Origin of the sequence: Bradyrhizobium sp. OK095, assembly GCF_900109945.1 — a bacterium.
Lineage (GTDB): Bacteria > Pseudomonadota > Alphaproteobacteria > Rhizobiales > Xanthobacteraceae > Bradyrhizobium.
The window spans coordinates 15,057-32,547 of record NZ_FOBX01000003.1 but is presented as its reverse complement, the minus strand read 5'-3'; the positions used below and the strand labels follow the sequence as shown (position 1 = coordinate 32,547).

19 protein-coding genes are annotated in these 17,491 nt (G+C 63.7%); 2 read left to right on the top strand and 17 right to left on the bottom strand.

Annotation, left to right across the window (positions count from 1 at the left end):
* Positions 1–26: 26 nt before the first annotated feature.
* The 7 genes from BMW89_RS09080 to BMW89_RS09050 all read right to left on the bottom strand — a co-directional run bounded on the left by BMW89_RS09080 (position 27) and on the right by BMW89_RS09050 (position 7,191).
* Positions 27–1,064: a tagatose 1,6-diphosphate aldolase gene (locus BMW89_RS09080; protein ID WP_092024807.1), complete on the bottom strand. Its 1,038-nt coding sequence runs from the start codon at positions 1,062–1,064 to the stop codon at positions 27–29.
* Positions 1,061–2,020, bottom strand: a complete 960-nt coding sequence (locus BMW89_RS09075) for a sugar kinase (RefSeq protein WP_092024805.1) — start codon at positions 2,018–2,020, stop codon at positions 1,061–1,063. The genes BMW89_RS09080 and BMW89_RS09075 overlap by 4 nt, the downstream gene beginning before the upstream one ends.
* Positions 2,017–3,090 carry an ABC transporter ATP-binding protein gene (locus BMW89_RS09070; protein ID WP_092024803.1) on the bottom strand — a complete coding sequence of 358 codons (1,074 nt, stop codon included), beginning with the start codon at positions 3,088–3,090 and terminating at the stop codon, positions 2,017–2,019. The genes BMW89_RS09075 and BMW89_RS09070 overlap by 4 nt, the downstream gene beginning before the upstream one ends.
* Positions 3,091–3,096: 6 nt before the next feature.
* On the bottom strand, positions 3,097–4,101 hold the full coding sequence (locus tag BMW89_RS09065; protein WP_092024801.1) for a zinc-dependent alcohol dehydrogenase family protein: 1,005 nt from the start codon (positions 4,099–4,101) through the stop codon (positions 3,097–3,099).
* 7 nt (positions 4,102–4,108) lie between these two features.
* Entirely contained in the window at positions 4,109–4,936 is an 828-nt protein-coding gene (locus tag BMW89_RS09060) for a carbohydrate ABC transporter permease (protein WP_092024799.1), read from the bottom strand.
* Positions 4,937–4,940: 4 nt separating this feature from the next.
* Positions 4,941–5,828, bottom strand: a complete 888-nt coding sequence (locus BMW89_RS09055) for a carbohydrate ABC transporter permease (RefSeq protein ID WP_177195932.1) — start codon at positions 5,826–5,828, stop codon at positions 4,941–4,943.
* Between the two features lie 61 nt (positions 5,829–5,889).
* Positions 5,890–7,191: an ABC transporter substrate-binding protein gene (locus BMW89_RS09050; protein WP_092024795.1), complete on the bottom strand. Its 1,302-nt coding sequence runs from the start codon at positions 7,189–7,191 to the stop codon at positions 5,890–5,892.
* A 189-nt stretch (positions 7,192–7,380) separates the two neighbouring features.
* Between BMW89_RS09050 and BMW89_RS09045 the strand changes: the two genes are divergently transcribed.
* Positions 7,381–8,421, top strand: coding sequence for a LacI family DNA-binding transcriptional regulator (locus BMW89_RS09045; RefSeq protein ID WP_092024793.1), 1,041 nt, complete (start codon positions 7,381–7,383; stop codon positions 8,419–8,421).
* Between the two features lie 10 nt (positions 8,422–8,431).
* Positions 8,432–9,166, top strand: coding sequence for an SDR family NAD(P)-dependent oxidoreductase (locus BMW89_RS09040; protein ID WP_092024791.1), 735 nt, complete (start codon positions 8,432–8,434; stop codon positions 9,164–9,166).
* A gap of 302 nt (positions 9,167–9,468) precedes the next feature.
* Here BMW89_RS09040 and BMW89_RS09035 read toward each other — a convergent pair whose 3' ends face one another.
* Genes BMW89_RS09035 through BMW89_RS08990 form a run of 10 tightly spaced genes read right to left on the bottom strand, consistent with a single transcriptional unit; the run spans position 9,469 to position 17,473 of the window.
* On the bottom strand, positions 9,469–10,512 hold the full coding sequence (locus BMW89_RS09035; protein ID WP_210187564.1) for a uroporphyrinogen decarboxylase family protein: 1,044 nt from the start codon (positions 10,510–10,512) through the stop codon (positions 9,469–9,471).
* 37 nt (positions 10,513–10,549) lie between these two features.
* Complete coding sequence (locus BMW89_RS09030) at positions 10,550–11,404, bottom strand: fumarylacetoacetate hydrolase family protein (RefSeq protein WP_092024789.1); 855 nt, start codon at positions 11,402–11,404, stop codon at positions 10,550–10,552.
* A gap of 3 nt (positions 11,405–11,407) precedes the next feature.
* Positions 11,408–12,067, bottom strand: a complete 660-nt coding sequence (locus BMW89_RS09025) for a polysaccharide deacetylase family protein (protein WP_092024787.1) — start codon at positions 12,065–12,067, stop codon at positions 11,408–11,410.
* A 9-nt stretch (positions 12,068–12,076) separates the two neighbouring features.
* On the bottom strand, positions 12,077–12,886 hold the full coding sequence (locus BMW89_RS09020) for an ABC transporter permease (protein ID WP_092024785.1): 810 nt from the start codon (positions 12,884–12,886) through the stop codon (positions 12,077–12,079).
* Between the two features lie 7 nt (positions 12,887–12,893).
* Entirely contained in the window at positions 12,894–13,700 is an 807-nt protein-coding gene (locus tag BMW89_RS09015; RefSeq protein WP_244547557.1) for an ABC transporter ATP-binding protein, read from the bottom strand.
* Positions 13,679–14,434, bottom strand: a complete 756-nt coding sequence (locus BMW89_RS09010; protein WP_092024781.1) for an ABC transporter permease — start codon at positions 14,432–14,434, stop codon at positions 13,679–13,681. Before BMW89_RS09010 ends, BMW89_RS09015 begins: the two co-directional genes overlap by 22 nt.
* A 2-nt stretch (positions 14,435–14,436) precedes the next feature.
* Entirely contained in the window at positions 14,437–15,402 is a 966-nt protein-coding gene (locus BMW89_RS09005; RefSeq protein ID WP_092024779.1) for an ABC transporter substrate-binding protein, read from the bottom strand.
* A 47-nt stretch (positions 15,403–15,449) separates the two neighbouring features.
* Positions 15,450–16,178: a GntR family transcriptional regulator gene (locus BMW89_RS09000; RefSeq protein WP_092024777.1), complete on the bottom strand. Its 729-nt coding sequence runs from the start codon at positions 16,176–16,178 to the stop codon at positions 15,450–15,452.
* Positions 16,179–16,235: 57 nt separating this feature from the next.
* Complete coding sequence (locus BMW89_RS08995) at positions 16,236–17,063, bottom strand: N-acyl homoserine lactonase family protein (RefSeq protein ID WP_092024775.1); 828 nt, start codon at positions 17,061–17,063, stop codon at positions 16,236–16,238.
* Positions 17,064–17,083: 20 nt separating this feature from the next.
* Positions 17,084–17,473, bottom strand: a complete 390-nt coding sequence (locus BMW89_RS08990; RefSeq protein ID WP_092024773.1) for a carboxymuconolactone decarboxylase family protein — start codon at positions 17,471–17,473, stop codon at positions 17,084–17,086.
* Between the last annotated feature and the right edge of the window lie 18 nt (positions 17,474–17,491).

The window sequence follows — 17,491 nt, the reverse complement described above, 5'->3', positions numbered from 1 at the left end:
CGAGACGACGCGGAGCCGCCACCATCTCAGTAAGCGCGCGCGAAGTCACCTTCCTGCTTGATTTCAGTGAAGACCGGATAGCGCGCCTTCCAGGCCGTGCCCTTGGCCGTGGTCAGCTCGCTGAGCCGCTCGAGCACATTGAGGCCATCCTTGCGCAGGCTGGCCGAAACCGCCGCGCGGTCCGGGAAATTCTTCAGGACGGCATCGAGCCAGATCGTGCGGCCCGCCAGGAAGCCACTCGCGCCTGCAGCATAGGAGTAATCGAGCACCAGCTCGAACTTTTCTGGCGCAGCGCCTCCCGACAGCAGCACCCAGGGGATGTTGCGCTGGCGGCAGATATCGCCGATCGCATCGAATTCATTCTGCGCAGCTTTTGCTTCCGCGCTACCGTCGCGGGCCGGCAGGCTGTTGGCCGCGAGCGGGCTCTCCAGCTTGAGGAGATCGACGCAGTATTCCGGCTTGGCGAACTCGCGCACGCTGTCGATGACGAGGCCGGGGAGCTTGCCCGGCGATTCCACGTAGTCGGCGGTATGATTGGCGCTGCCGAGGAACGGATAGACCAGCAGTTCCAGGACATAGGGAATGTCGTGACGGGCGCAGTCCTCGCCGATCTTGCGCACGAAGCGCTTCTGGTGTTCGTTCACCGCGGCATCGGCGTCCGGCCGGTACCAGGCCAGCACCTTGACGGCGTCGCCGCCCATGGCACGAATTTTTTCCACGCTCCAATTGGTGATCGCACGCGACTTGCGGCCGCCCGCAGTCTCCTCGACGCGATGCTCTTCCAGGGTCATGATCAGTCCGCAGCGCGGCGGCAGCAGGTCGATCGCAGCGGGTACCGCAAAATTCGGATCGAACAGCATCGAGCTGCAATGCGGCGCGAGGTTTTCGACGAGGAGGCGCTTGGCCGCCGTGACGTCGGAATACTCCACCTGCTCCCGCGTGATGCCTTTCGCTTTCGCGATGGCATCGAACAGTGGCGGCCGCTGGTCCAGCGCGACCATCCGAAAATGGCCGTCCGCGTCAGCGAGCCGTGCAAGGCCGCGGTTCTTTCCAATCGTTCTCATGGCTTCGTCCTCATGAATACAAGACACTCGTTGATATCGGGGATTCCGTTTCGACCGCCGGCATGGCGGCATTTCATAGCGGCCGTGGCTGCCGAGAACGCCATGGCCGCGCGCACGTCGAGGCCGGCGGCGATCGCAAGCGCATAGGCGCCGTGGAAGACGTCACCCGCGCCTGTCGTGTCCACGACATCGACGGCATGGGCGGCCTGGCGGTGCAGCTCGCCGCTTTCGTACCAGCTCACACCACCCTCGCCGCGCGTGACAGCGATGACGCGGCAGCCGAAGCGCGCGAGGGCTGCGAGAGATTCATCCTTTGCCGAGCCGGCAAAGGATGTGAGCGCGGGCTCGGAGAAGATGGCGTGATCGGTCAAGGGCAACAACCGTTCGAACACCTCGGCATCGGCCATGTCGCCATCAAGCACCGTCGGGATGCCGCACGATCGCGCTTGTCGAAACAGCGTCGCGGCGCCATCGACCCAGCGCGGGTCAGCCAGCACGGAGGATGCGCGCGCGACGGCGTCGAGCGGAAGCCAGTCTGCGGCCTCCGGGTAATGCCCACGGAAGTTGACGATCTGCCGCTCACCGGAGCTGTCGACGATAACTCCGGACACGGACGAGCGGCCATCGGGAAACAGGCGGAAGTTTTCGACATCGACGCCTTCGGCGGTGAAGGCCGACTTCATCTCATGACCCGCGGCGTCATTCCCTGCCCGCCCCCAGAACGCGACGGACGCGCCGAGCTTTGCCACCGCGACCGAGGCATTGGCCGCCATACCGCCGCCAAGCGTGCCGTAGCCGACGGCCTTGATCTTCTCGCTTTGGCCCGCGAACAGGCGATCGACGCGCCAGACCTGATCAAGCGCGGATAGCCCGAGGCAGATCACGTGCACGGGGCTCTTCCCGGATGCCACGTCCGCCAGCGCCGACACATCCGCGATGTTCGCCAGCGCGCTCACCGCAAAACCTCCCCGTTGGCGGCGTCGAACAAATGCGTCTTGCCCGACTGCGGCCGCAGCGTGATGCGATCGCCGACCTTCGGCCGCAGCGACGGATCGACCCGCGCGATGGACGACACGCCGGCAAGATCAAAATGGATCAGCGTATCCGAGCCGAGCGGCTCGACCAGCTTGACGCTGATGGCAATGCCATCGGCGATATCCGTGGCCACGGCAAAATGTTCGGGCCGAATGCCGAGCACGGCATTACCCGCCTGACGCAGACGTCCTGCGGTCTCGCCGTCGAGCGGCACTGCCGTTCCACCTTGCGAAAGGATCGCGCGCTCCTCGCGCCATTCGACCGCGAAGAAGTTCATCGCGGGCGAGCCGATGAAGCCGGCGACGAACTGGTTGGCGGGTCGCTCGTAGACCGTCTCCGGCGTGTCGTATTGCTGGATCGTGCCGCTCAGGAGCACCACGATCCGGTCGGCCATGGTCATGGCCTCGATCTGGTCGTGGGTGACGAAGACCATGGTGGTCTTTAGCTCCTGCGACAGCGCCTTGATTTCGGCGCGCACCTGTCCGCGCAGCTTTGCGTCGAGGTTGGACAGCGGCTCGTCGAACAGGAAGGCCTTCGGATTGCGCACGATGGCGCGGCCCATGGCAACGCGCTGGCGCTGGCCGCCGGAGAGCTCCTTCGGCTTGCGGTCGAGATAGGGCTCGATGTGCAGGAGCGCCGCGGCACGCTTCACGCGGGCGTCGATCTCCGCCTTCGGCGTGCCGCGCAGCTCCAGCGCAAACGACATGTTGTCGTAGACCCGCATGTGCGGATAGAGCGCATAGTCCTGGAACACCATCGCGATGTCGCGCTGCGCTGCCTGCACGCCGTTGACGTACTTGTCGCCGATATAGAGGTCGCCGGACGAAATCGGTTCGAGGCCTGCGATGATGCGCAGCAAGGTCGACTTGCCGCAGCCGGACGGACCGACGAAGACGACGAATTCATGGTCCGCGATCTCCAGATTGAGATCGGGGATCACGGTGAAATTGCCGTAGCGCTTGACGAGATTGCGGATCGAGATCGAGGCCATGATCGCTCAATCCAGTGCCAAGACGGGCTTGATCAGCTCGCCCTTGGCAAAGCGCGCGAAGTTTTCAGGCAGCGTCGACAAGCCGAACTCACCGTCGACGAGGACTCGATACTCATCCTTGTATTTGCGCAGCAGCTCGACATTCGGCTCGAAATCCGAGACCGGAAAGTAGAAGGTCCGGATCATATAGAAGTCCTTGCGGCGGAACACCTTGCCCTCCTCGATGGTCCAGGGCGCCGCGTTCTCGCCGACCAGCACCAGTGCGCCCCGCGGCAGGACCAACTCGATGCCGAGATTGCGCGCCGGATGCGCGCCGGAACATTCCATGATGAGAGCAAAACGCTTCGAGGTGTCGCCAACGGGATGCGCCTTGGCACCGAAAGATTGCGCGATCTTCAGCCGCGCCGCATTCGGATCGGCCACGTGAATATCGCTGTAGCCAAGCGCGCGGAGCGCCAGCACGACGCCGAGGCCGACGGGCCCCGCCCCCATCACGAGGACCGGACCGGCCTCGCCCGGCGGCACCACACGGCTGACGAACCGCACGGCGTGACCTGATGTGCCGATGGTGTCGAGCAGCAGCGGCGCGAGGCTGTCCTCGATGTCGTCGGGCACCGGCAGCAGGCAGTTTTCCGGCACCGGCACATATTCGGCATAGCCGCCCGGCCTGTTCCAGCCGATCAGGCTCGAGACTTCCAGGCACATCTGGGTGTCGCCGCGCTTGCAGGCGGCACAGTGATCGCAATGCAAGGGAATATAGACGGCACAGCGACGGCCATGCAGACGGTGACCGGGCTGTTCGACCACGCCGAAAATCTCGTGGCCGGCGGTGAACTCGGCGCCCTTGTGCCAGAGCTTGAAATCCGAGCCGCACAGCGCCGTGCGCGAGACGCGGACGAGCACTTCACCCGTCCCGACATCGGGCATCGCCACGCGCTCGATGGTGATGCGGTCGTTGCCGTGGAAGACCGCGGCCTGCATGATCGAGTTCGGACGGGGGGACATATTCATCAGATACCTAGCCTTTCACCGCGCCAAGCGTCAGTCCGGACACCAGCCAGCGCTGAACCAGGGCCGCCAGCACCAGCGGCGGCAACGCGATCAGCGTCGCCGCGGCCATGAGGGCGCCCCATTGCGTCGAGCCTTCGCCGATGAAGTTGAAGGCCGCCGCGATCAGCGTCTTGGTGTCGCCATTGGAGAGCACCAGCGCAAACAGGAAGTAGTTCCACGAGAAGACGAAGGCGAGGATCGCCGACACCGCGACGCCGGACGCCACAAGCGGCAGCGCGATGCGCCAAAGGATGCGCGTGACGCTGCACCCGTCGACTTGAGCCGCCTCGAAGATGCTGCGCGGAATGCCGTCGAACGACGGCAGCAGCACCCAGATCACGATCGGCAAAGTGATGACGGCGTGGCTCAGGATCAGCGCCGTATACGACCCGATCATGCCGATCTGCCGGAACATGACGTACCACGGCAACAGGAACAGCGTGCCGGGCGCCATGCGCGCGGCGAGCGTCAGGATCGCCGGCCACGTGATACGCGTCCAGGACACGGCGAAGGCGGCGGGAATCCCGAACAGCAGCCCAAGCGCGGTCGAGCCGACGGTGACGATAAGGCTGTTGAGCGCATAGCTCAGGAACGGAGTGGTCCTGGTCAGCTCGGCGTAATTCGCCAGCGTCGGCGAGAAGACCAACGTCGGCGGATAGGCGGTGACCTCGAAGGACGGCTTGAACGAGGACAGCACCATCCAGACCGTCGGCGCCATGATGAGCACACCGGCGATCACGAGCTGTACCGTGTTGAGCCAGCGGATCCAGCGGTCGGTGTTGGCGGCATCGTTCATGACATCACCACGCCACCGCGCCGCGCAGGCGGTTGAAGGCGAGCACGGCGCCGAACACGATCGCCGTCAGCGTCAGCATCAAGGCGCTGGCATAGCCGATGTTGAAGAACTCGAAACCAACCCGAAAACCGTAGATGTTGAGCGTGTTCGAGGCGTTGCCGGGACCGCCCTGTGTGGTGATGTAGATGATGTCGAAGAAGCGCAGGAGGTCGACGCTGCGCAGGATCGCCGCGGTGACGATGGTCGGCAGCAGCAGCGGCAGCGTGATGCGCTGGAAGGTCTTGAACGCGGATGCGCCGTCGATCTGCGCAGCCTCGTAGACGCTCGGCGGCAGGGATTGCAGGCCTCCCAGCACGATCAGGGCGACATAGGGCGTCCACTGCCAGCTGTCGATCAACGCGATAGTCGGAATAACCCATGTCGGCGAGGCCAGCCAGTCCGATGGCGGCAGGCCGAATGACTGCAGGATATAGTTGGCCGCACCGAGCGACGGATCGAGGATGACGAGCCACATCATGCCGGCGACCACCGGCGGCATCATGAAGGGCGAGATGAACAGCGAACGCACGATGCCCGGCAGACGCTTGGCGTGAAACAGCACCAGCGCAAGCCAGACGCCGAAGACGAGTTGCAGCACCAGCGACAGCACGAACAGCGCGATGGTGACCCACAGCCCGTGCCAGAACTCGTAGTCGGAGACCAGCTTCGAATAATTGGCGAGGCCGGCAAAGGACTGCTTCCCGGTCGAGGAGAACGTCTGGAAGCCGAGCCAGATCGTGTAGACGACCGGAAACGCGATCATCGCGACCGTGAAAACCACGGCCGGCGCCGAAAGCGCCGACATCTCCAGCTTCTGCCGGTCCTGCGTGAGTATCGCAGCCGTGTCCGACATGTGTTCGTGTCCTTGATCGAGTGAGATGCCGGCCGGCGCGAAGCCAGCCGGCATCGGGCGGTTAGTTCAGTGCGATCAGCGCGTCGAGCGCCTTGTCGGCATCCGCGCAAGCCTGATCGATGGTCTTCTGCTTCAGGATCAGATCCTGCACCGCCTGCCCGATGAACTCGCGCGATTGCGGATTGGCGACGATGGGATAGCCGACTTCGGATGAGCCCTTGGTCGCGAGCACGTCGAGCGCAGCCTGCCATTCCTTGCGCACCGGCTCCTCGTCGATCCACTTGCGGTACTCGGGATCGTTGGCGACCGACGGGCGCGGCGGGGCGATGCCCTGGAGCGCCATCTTCTTCTGCACTTCCGGGCTGGTCGCCCATTGCACGAAGTACCAGGCCGCATCCGGCTGCTTGCTGTGCGAGGACACCGCCATGCCCCAGCCGATCGTGGTCGGCACCTGGCCGGCATCGCCCGCCGGGAACGGCAACAGGCCGGTGTCCTTGAGGCGCGCGCCGCCTTCCATCACGGTACGCAACTCGTTCGAGGATTCGAACGCCATCGCGGCACGGCCACTGCGATAGAGCGCGGAAATCTGCTGGAAGCTGTAGTTGACGACGCCGGGCGGCCCGAAATCGCGCAGCAGGCGGCTATAGGTATCGAGCGCCTCCCTGCCCTTGGCCGAGCAGAGGTTCGATTTGCCGTTGGCGATGTAGCTGCCGCCGACATTATGCAGCAAATTGCTGAAGGTGTAGGCGATCGCGGGCTTGAGGCCGCGCGAGACGAACGGCGTGACTGTGCTGTCGCAGGTCTTGATCTTTTCGGCAGCCGCCTCGACGTCCTTGATGGTCTTGGGCGCCTCGAGACCGCACTTCTTGAAGATGTCGGTGCGATAGTAGAAGATCGGCCCTTCGAGATTCATCGGCATGCTGGTCAGCTTGCCGCCGAAGGTCGCGGCCTTGAGCAGGGCCTGGCTCAGTCCGGCCGGGTCGTAGTCCTTGGCGACATCGTTCTTGGCCATCGCCGTGAGATCGCCGTACCAGCCGGCGGCGGCGAACTGCTCGCCTTCGCGAGAAGGAAGCGTCATGAACACGTCGACCTCGTCGCTGTTCGCATTCATGACCGTGACCAGACGCTGGCGCATCTGCTGTTCCTGATAGCCGTCGACCTTCAGGGTCATGCCGGTCAGCTTCTCGAAATCCGCCTTGTAGGTCAGCAGCGCCTGCGAGACCGGATTGTTGTTGGCGAGAAAGGTGACGGTCTTGCCCTTGAACTTCATCCAGTCGAAATCGGCCGCGTGCGCCTGCGTACTGGTGGCGGCAATCGCGAGAACCGGCAACGCGACATGCATCGCGAGCATCCTGGCCTTCATCGAACTCTCCTCCCGGCTGGCCGCCTTGATTGGGTTGGCAGACCTTTTTTGAACGTCACTTGAAAACGGTTACATCCTAAGCATCACGTCGCTTCTGTCAAGCGATGGACAAATCGCGTAATCTGCGGCAAATTCGTCAAGTATCTGCTACCGATCGGCCCCCATTGCGCCAGATGTAACGTTACACCAATGAGACTCACCAACGCCAAGTCTGTGAAACAGGGCATCCGCGCCGTGGCGGCCCGTGCCGGCGTCTCGACGGCATCGGTCTCGCGCGCCCTCAACAATCCCGATGCGGTGAGCCCATCTCTGCGCGCGCGCATCGAGCAGGCCATCGACGCGCTCGGCTACATCCCGCATGCGCCGGCGCGCATCCTGTCGTCGCGTCGCTCGCGCACGCTTGGTGCGATCGTGCCGACGATCGACAACACGATGTTCGCACGCGGCATCGCCTCGCTGCAGCAGTATCTCTCCTCGGTCGGATACATGCTGTTCCTCACCACCAGCGGCTACGATCTCGATGTCGAATTGCAACAGGCGCGCAATTTGATCAGCCGCGGCGTCGACGGCCTCGTGCTTCGCGGCGACTGCCATCACGACGGATTGCGCAAGCTGCTCGCGGACAATGCGGTACCCTTCATCAATGTCGGCATCTACCAGCCTGATCGGCCCTACCCCTGCGTCGGCACGGACAACGAAGCCGCCGCCCATCGCGCCGCCGCGCATGTCATGGAGCTCGGTCACCGTCGTATCGGGATCGTCTCGGCGCTCCAGCGCAACAACGATCGCGCCAGCGCGCGCGTCGCCGGCTTTCGCCGCGCGCTGACCGAGAATGGCCTCGAATTGCCGTCGCAGTGGCATGTCGAGGTACCCTATACGCTCGACGATGCGCGCGAGGCGGCCCGCTATCTTCTGGGCCTCAAGGATCGTCCGACGGCCGTCGTGTGCGGCAACGACGTCATCGCTTACGGCGTGTTGCTCGAGGCCGAACGCAGCGGCTTTTCGGTACCGCGCGACCTGTCGGTCGTCGGCTTCGACGACCTCGACTGGAGCCGTCATTTGCGGCCAAGCCTGACCACGATCCACGTTCCGACCGGAGAAACCTGGCAGCGCGCCGGAGAATATCTGGTCCGCAGCCTCGCCGGCGAGCAGACCATCATGCATCGCGAGATCGACTTCTCGCTGGTGGTTCGCGAGTCGACGGCACCGCCTCCGAAATCCCTGACGTGAGATCGTTCCCATGAGTTCGAATTTTTCTCTCGCGCCCGGCTTCCATGCTGTCGTGATCGGCGGCGCCGGTGACATTGGCGCTGCAATCAGCAATCAGTTTTGCGATCTCGGCGGGACGGTCACCGCAACCGGCGCGAACGAGGCGGATCTTGCCCGCACGCTGCTCAAGCCGCGTGCAGGCCTCACACTCGCGACGCTCGACGTCACCGACGATGCAGCCGTTACGTCCTTTGCCCGGCAGCACAAGCGCGTCGACGCGCTGGTCAATTGCGCCGGCATTCTCGCGCGCGACAAGGAATTCGAAATCGAGACCTTCATGAAGGTGATCGACGTCAATCTCACCGGCACGTTCCGGACCTGCATGGCCTTCCACCCCCTGCTCGCCGAGACGAAAGGCTCGATCGTCAATATCGCCTCGATGAATGCGACGCTGGCGCTGCCGCGGATTCCCGCCTATTGCGCCAGCAAGGGTGGCGTCGTGATGCTGACCAAGGCGCTGGCCTTGAAGTGGGCCGAGGAAGACATTCGCGTCAACGCAGTTGCGCCGGGCTATATCGAAACGGCGATCAACGCTGCCGGCCGCACTGACCGTGCGCATCATCAGCGCATCGCCGACCGCACTGCCTTTAAGCGCTGGGGACAGCCGGAAGACATTGCCGGCGCCGTTGCGTTCCTCTGCATGCCGGCCTCGCAATACGCGACCGGCACGGTGGTCGCAGTAGATGGAGGATTTCTTGCGGGGTGAGGACACTTGGAGCGAACTAACTTCGCTGGCTTGGCTCGATGATCTACTATGTGTTGGACGCGACGGCTCCAAATTGGCGAAGTGTAGATTTTTCTTGAACTCCCGGTGCACAAGACGCCTTCTAACCTACTGAAACACTCGGATTTTCGCTCCAATCCAGCATGGGCCGGTTTGAGCCAGTTCCTGCCAAACAGGGCGAATCTGATCAATAGACGACTCAATTGGGACGGCGCTTTGCCTCCCGCGAAGTCGAGGTGCGCCGCCAAGCCCAAAACGAGCTTCGAGAAGCACCTTACAGCCCGTTAGCTGATCTCCCCCCGAACCTTGGCCGCCGCATCGCACATGGCCTTCAGCTTCCCGAATGCTGTTGCACGCGGCATATATTTCATGCCGCAATCGGGCGCAGGAACAAGACGATCCGGCGAGACATATTTCAGCCCGTTGCGGATACGGTCGGCTACGGTGTCGACGCTCTCGATCGCGGGGTCGGCGAGATCGAGCACGCCGAGCATGATCTTCTTCGACGAGAGATCCCTGAGCACGCCGAGGTCGAGCTTCGGCTGTGCCGCCTCGATCGAGATCTGGTCGGCAATGGTGTCGTCGAGCTCGGCAAGGAAGGAATAGCCGGCGGGCTTGTTCGAGCCCGGCACGACCGCCGCATAGCCGAAGCACAGATGCACGACGGTCGGCACGGTGATGCCCTTCAGCGCGCGGTTGATCGCCTTGACGGCGTAGCGCTTGGCGCGCTCCGGATTGTTGCGCACCCAGGGCTCATCGAGCTGGATCACGTCGGCGCCCGCCTTTTGCAGATCGAGCGCCTCGGCATTGACGGCCTCGGCCAGAGCCATCGCAAGCTCTTCCTCGTCCTTGTAGAACTCGTTCTTGGCCTGCTGGCTCATCGTGAACGGGCCCGGCAGGGTGATCTTCGCGGCGCGGTCGGTGTTCCCGCGCAGGAACTGCATGTCGTGCAACTCCACCGGGCCCTTGCGCTTCACGGGGCCGACGACGCGCGGCACCGGGGTCTGAGTGTTGCCGGTGCGCGCGGTGATCATCGCGGGATTGTCCCCGTCGATGCCGTCCAGCGCGGTCGCGAAGCGGTTGGAGTAGCTCTCGCGGCGGATCTCGCCGTCGGTCACGATGTCGATGCCGGCGCGCTCCATGTCGCGGATCGCGACGATGGTCGCATCGTCCTGCGCCTCCTCCAGATGCTCCGCGGGCAGCCGCCACATATCGTGCAGGCGGGTGCGCGGCACCACCTTCGACAGCATCGCGCGATTCACCAGCCATTCCGGCTGCGGATAGCTGCCGACCACCGTGGTCGGCAGGATATGGGTTGGCATGGGCATGGGGTTCTCCTTCTTATTTGTTGTCGAGTGTGACCGTTCAGGCCGCGCGTCCCTCGTCCTTGACCGGATTGCTAAGGATGCCGATACCCGAGATCTCGATCTCGACGGTGTCGCCGCCCTTCATCCACAGCGGCGGGTTGCGATACGCGCCGACGCCACCGGTCGTCCCGGTGACGATCACGTCGCCGGGCGCGAGTTCGGTGAAGGTCGAGCAATAGGCGATCAGGGCCTGGACGTCGAAGACGAGATCGGAGATCGGCGCCTTCTGCACCTCGACCCCGTTGAGCCGCGTGATCAGCGTCTGCTTGGTGACATCGGTCAATTCGTCGGTCGTGACCATCCAGGGTCCGAAGCCGCCGGTGCCGGCAAAGTTCTTGCCCGGCGCAAATTGCGAGGTGTGACGCTGCCAGTCGCGGATGCTGCCGTCATTGTAGCAGGCATAGCCGGCGACATGGCCGAGCGCCGCTTCGCGCGAGATGCGACGCCCGGTCTTGCCGATGATGACGGCCATCTCGCCCTCATAGTCGAAGCGCTCCGATTCCAGCGGCCGGATCATCGGCTGACCATGGCCGACCTGGCTGTTGGCGAAGCGGGTGAAAATCATCGGATACGCCGGTGTCGGATGGCCGCTCTCGGCCAGATGCGTCGCGTAGTTGACCCCGATGCAGAAGATCTTGTCCGGATCCGGCACGGTCGGCAGTAGCGTGACGTCTTTCAGCGTATAGTCGGGCTTCTCGCCGGCAATGTTCTTCAATTCGTCGAGTGAGCCCTTCGCCAGCAGCGCCTTCAGCGTCGGATATGCCTTCAGGCGCTTGCCGGCATCGATGACACCCTTGTCAGTGACGATGCCATAGCTCGCGTTGCCTGATATCGTGAAGCTTGCAACTTTCATCAGTCAAACACTCTCTTCGATGGAGGAAACATAGTCGTTGATCGGAAGTGCGATCTCGCCGTTGCGGATCGGAACGCATTGCGGCGGGAAATCCTGGCGGAAGCGGGCGCCGGCGGCTTCTGCACGGTCGAGGAACCGCTCCAGATGATCCATCGCGCCGGTCGGCAGATCGTGCAGCACCATCAGCGTCCAGGGCTGCCGGCTGCATTGGTCGAGCCCACGCTCGGTCCAGCCGTCTGGATCGTCCCAGTCGCGCGGGATGGCGTTCCAAAGCACACAGCTGTGCTTGTTGCGGATGAGATGGTCTACGACGGATGGTTTCAATAGCCGCGCATCCAGATTGCCGCCGCCACCGAACGGCCGGAACCAGCGCTGCGGATGCGCGATATCAGAGATCGCGGACTGCGTGCGACCGATCTCGTTCTCCGCCGTGTCGCGATCCGGCTGCTCGCCGAGCGGAATGTTATGTGTAAAGGTGTGATTGCCGATCCAGTGCCCCTCGGCGTGCGCGCGCACGGCAAGATCGCGCCGCTTGGGGTCAGCGAGCTTCTCGCCGATGACGAAGAAAGTGGTCTTGATCCCGCGCTCTTCGAGGATGTCGAGCACGCGCGGCGTCACATCGGGATCGGGGCCATTGTCGAATGTCAGGGTCAGATCGTACACGTGGATACCTCAGGTCGCCGGCTGCATCGCGCCCGAATTGATCTCGTCATTGGCCTGGCCGGCGCGTGTGCCGGTCTGCCAGATCGCCGCCTTGCGCTCGATCCAGCGGATCGCGGCGTTGAAGGCGATGGCGAGGAACAGCACGAGCAGCACGCCCGCGAACACGTGCGGGCTGTCGAGGATCGTGCGGTAGCGCGAGATCAAATAGCCGATGCCGGCCGAGGAAATCAGCATCTCCGAGACGACGACGCCGACGATCACCAGCGCGCCGCCGACGCGCAGGCCCGACAGCACAGTCGGGATCGCGGCAGGAATGATGACGCGCACCAGCCGCTGGCTCAACGTGGCGCCCATGCTGCGTGCCGCGAGCAGGAGCTGCGGGTCGATGGTCTGGATGCCGGCGGCGGTGGCGAGCATCGTCGGCAGGAAGCCGTAGATCGAGGCGAACGCGATCTTGGATTCCGAGCCGATGCCGAGCCACACCGTGAAGACGGGATAGAGGATCACGAGCGGCACCGCATAGAGGCTCGACACCATCGGCATGATCAGGACGCGCGGGCGCGGCAGGCTGCCGACGATGGCACCGAGCAAGATGCCGCCACCGCAGGCGAACGTCATGGAGACCACGACCTCGTAGAGCGTCACCACGAGCGCATGACCGTATTCGCCCGCATCCGTCCACCCCGCTATCAGCGTCGACGACAGCGACGGCAGGAACAGCTCGGGAATGAGACCGGTGCGCGGCAGCAGCTCCCACAGCGCAATCAGGCTTATCACGATCAAAAATCGCAGCGTCTTTGCACTTATTCTGGCGTTCATCTCCGCCTCACGCCGATTTGCGGATGTGCCGCCAGATGCGGTCGCGCAAGCTCCCGAAGGCGTCGCCGCTCAGCATCTCGTAAGTGCGGGGCCGCGGCAACTGTACCTGGAGATGGTCGACGATGCGGCCGGGCCGCGCCGACATCACGATCACCTCGTCGGCGAGATAGACTGCTTCGGTGAGGCTGTGCGTGACGAACACGACCGTCTTTCCGGTCGCAGCCCAGATGCGCAGCAGCTCGTCGCCCATGGTCATGCGGGTCTGTTCGTCGAGCGCCGCGAACGGCTCGTCCATCAGCAACACCGGCGGATCCTGCACCAGGCCCCGCGCGATCGAGACGCGTTGCTTCATACCGCCTGACAACTCGTGCGGATGGCGCTTGCCAAAACCATCGAGTCCGACCAGCTTGAGCGCATCCTGCGCCTTGGCCCGGCGTTCGGCCTTGGGCACGCCGCGCAGCGCCAGCGGAAATTCGACATTGTCCTCTGCCGTCAGCCACGGAAACAGGCTCGCTTCCTGGAACACCACGCCGACTCTGTCAGGGTCGGGCTGCGGAATCGGCGCGCCGCTGATCGTGATGGTGCCCGAGGTCTGCTGGCGCAGGCCCGCCATCATCATCAGGAGGGTCGACTTGCCGCAACCACTCGGGCCGACCAGCACGACAAAGCGGCCGGGCTTGATCTCCAGCGAGACATCTTCGAGCGCGACGACGTCCTGCGACCGGCCCCTGAAGACTTGGCCGACATTCTTCACCTCGATTGCGCCGGCCCGCGCGGGAGGTTTCAACGGGGTCACGTTCGCCAATGGCTGCATCGCGTTTCCACCCATCTGACGAGTTCGTTGAAGGTCATGGCGATCGCGGCGACCATCACGACGCCGGCAAGGAGCTGCTTCATCTGGAAATTCTCACCCCAGGTCGCGATCTGGTGGCCGATTCCGTCGCGCGAGGCGTACATCTCGGCCAGGATCACGCCGGTCAGGTTGAAGATCATCGAGATCCGGAGCGCTTCCAGCAGCACCGGCAGCATGCTGGGCAGGTAGACCCGGAACGCAGTTTGGACCCGCGTGGCGCCATAGGAGCGCGCCACCGTCAGATGTTCCATCTTGACAGACTCCACCGCCGTCGTGGTCGACATGATCACGATGAAGATCGTGGAGAAAAAGCCGAAACCGACCTTCTGGGCAAAGCCGACGCCGAATACCAGGATAAACATCGGCAGGAAGATCGACTTCGGGATGCTGAACGCAAAGAACAGCAGCGGCTTGGCCACATCCTCGAAGTAGCGGTTCTCAGCGACCGCGAAACCGATCAACGCGCCGAACGGCACGGCCAGCGCGAATGCGGCCAGCACTTCGGTCGCGGTCACCATCAGATCCTTCCGCACGGCCGCGCGCTGCAGGAGATCGCCGAGCGTCGCAAACGTGTCGGACGCCGACGGCAGCAGGCGCGGATTGACGATGCCGGTGCGTGACAGCACCTCCCAAAGCGCCAGGACCGCGATGACGATCGCGATCCGCGCAAGGTTGTTGGCGATTGTGCCCGGCATGGTTACGGCTTGGTCGGAACGGGCTTGAACTTGCCCGAGATCACCTCCTCGACCGGCACGATGTCCTTGAGACCGCCGAGCTTGGCGAGATCGAGCGACAACTGCACGGCCGCGTTCACATTGGCTGCGCCCATGTCGCCGCTGGTCTCAAGCTTCATGATGGTGTTGTCGTATTCCAGACCGGCGATCTCCGGCGGCATTTCGTAGAGTTCGGCGATCAGCTTGACAGTGACGTCGCGGTTAGCGCGCATGAACGCGACCGCGCCGTAGAGCGCGTTCACCGCCTTCTGCACCATCTGCGGCTTTGCCTCGGCGAGCTTGTCGAGCACGATCCAGCCTGCGGTGAGGTTCGGCGGAACTGCGGTTGCGTAATCGAGGATGGTCTTGGCTTCGCCGGATTTCGCGATCTGGAAGCTCAGCGGCGAGTAGACCACGGCCGCCTCGACATTGCCGGCCAGCAGGTTCGGCACCAGGCCGCCGCCGCCGACGGGGACGCGCGTAAAATCGATCTTCTTGTCCTGGAGGGTCCACAGCGCAAGCAGATCAGAGCCGGAGCCGGCCGCGGTGATCGCGACCTTCTTGCCATTGAGATCCTTGACGTCGAGCGTTGATTTGGTCGGGACCATCAACTGCCAGCCGAAATTCCCCATCGCGGCATTGGCTACGATCCTGGACATCACGCCCTTTTTGCGGCCGGCCGAGACCAGCGACGGCGGATCGAGAATGATGTCGGCGGCGCCCGCAGCCATGCCTTCAAACGTCTCGGCGCCGCTGCGGTAGATGGTCAGCTCGGCCTGAATGCCTTCCTTCTCGAACAGTTTTTGGCGCACGGCCGTCTCAGCGATCGTCGTCGGCCAATAGGTTTTCGTGGGCAGGCCGACGCGAATTGTGTCGGCTGCGCTCGCAGGGCCGGCCAGTATTGCGACGGCGGCGAGCGACATCAGCGCGTGACGGCGATTGATCTTCATTGTTTCCTCCCGGTCTGTCTTTTTTTGTGCCGAATTTCTTGGGATCGTCAGGTCGTGCGGCTCACCTCCGCGATGCGCGAGGCGGCGAGCTCGACGAACTCTTTGGTGATGCCGAAGTGCTTTGACAATGCGCGAACTGCCGCATCTGCATCACGTTTCACCACGGCGACGACGATTGCCTTGTGCTCGGCTTCGACGTCGCGCAGCTTGCCGCCGATTTCCCTGCGGATCGAGAGGCGGCGATAGCGCTCGCTCTGCTCGTGCAGCACGTCGCGAAAGCCGAGCAGCCATGGCGAGCCGCACGCATTGACCAGCGCACGATGGAAGATGCGGTGACGGTCAACCCACTCCTCGTAGTGAACGGTCGGATCGTCGGGATAGCGATGGGGAACGGCCTTCAGATTCACCCAGGCGGATTTCACCGAGGCGAGCCAGGCAGCATCGCCCCGCTCGATCGAGCGACGGAGCGCAAGCCCCTCGATGTCGATCCGGGTCTGCGTCACGTCGGCGAGATCGGCGAGCGAGACCGGGCTCACGCGAAAGCCGCGTTGGTCGGAAGCCTGTACAAGCCCGTCGGCGACCAGGCGCGACAGCGCCTCGCGCACGGCGGCGAGGCTGACGGAAAACTGTTTTGCGAGTCCTGCGATATGGAGCTTCTGCCCCGGCAACAGCCGCGTCGCCAGAATGTCGGCACGCAGACGTCCGTGCAGCGCCGATGTCAGGCTGCGCGGACCATCCCCGCGGCTTCCGGATAATTGGAACTGAAGCGGACCCATGGCCGGATGATCGCAAGGGAGGGAGCAAGGGTCAATAGAAAATCGAAAATCGATTTTTTAGCCTGGCTTACGGGTCGGGGAATGCGCAGCATCGGACGGCGCGACGTCGAGGCGAACCGCGACGCCATTCAGGTCCGGGCTCGGGGGCGGATAAAGCTTCATAACCAGCGGATCATGGCCGGGGACGATGTGGTCCGCGTCGGGCGCTGCGGCGCGTAGCTTGTCGAAGCCGACCAGCATGTCGCCGACATGAAATGCCGTCGTGAATGGACGCTCGCTGGTCATGTTCTCGTAGAAATGACTGACGTCGGAGGCGAGCACGACAGGACCGCGGCGCGTGTTGACGCGAACGAACTGCAGACCGGCGGAATGCCCGCCCGCCGCATAGACCGTCAGTCCGGGCGCGATCTCGGCATCGCCATCGTAGAACAGCACCCGGCGTGCGTAGTTCAGCCGCACGATGCCGCAGACGTCCTCGACCTCGAAGGAATGCGAGAGCCTGGGATATTGCATGTAACGCCCGGTGGCATAGGCGAGCTCACGCTCCTGGAGATGAAACCGCGCATTGGGAAACCGGTCGAAATTACCGGCGTGGTCATAGTGCAGATGCGTGAGGATCACGTCCTTGACGTCGGCGATGTCGACATCAAATGCGGCAAGCGTCTCCACGGGACAGCGCAGGAAATTCCGCCTGCGCTGCTTGGCGATTTCCGCGTTGAACCCGGTGTCGATGACGAAGGTGCGCCCGCCTCCCCGCGCCAGCCACATAAAATAGTCCATCGGCATCGGCCCGTCATGCGGGTCGCCGCCGATGAAGTGCTCGCTCCGCTGCGCATCCCGCGTTGCATAGCGGATGGCGAAGAGCTCGTATTCCGTGTCAGCCATGAGCTTCCAATCAAGCGGGCTCAGGAACCCGCCGAATCAACCTCGTTGAAGGCCTCGCGCGCGTTGCGGAAGGCGTCGATGCCGGCGGGCACGCCGCAATAGACGCCGACCTGGAGCAGGATCTCCTTGATCTCGTCCTTGGTCAGCCCGTTCTTCAGGGCACCCTTCACGTGCAGCTTCAGCTCATGCGGCCGGTTCAGCGCACCGAGCATCGCCAGATTGACGATCGAGCGCGTGCGCCGGTCGACGCCGGGCCGCGTCCACAACGCGCCCCAGCAGAACTCGGTGGACCATTCCGCCATCGTGCGCGTGAACTCGTCGGCGCCGGCGATCGACTTGTTGACATAGTCCTCGCCGAGCACCTCTTTACGAACCTTGAGGCCCTTTTCGAACAGTTCGGTCTTGCTCATGATCGTCCCTTTCAGGTC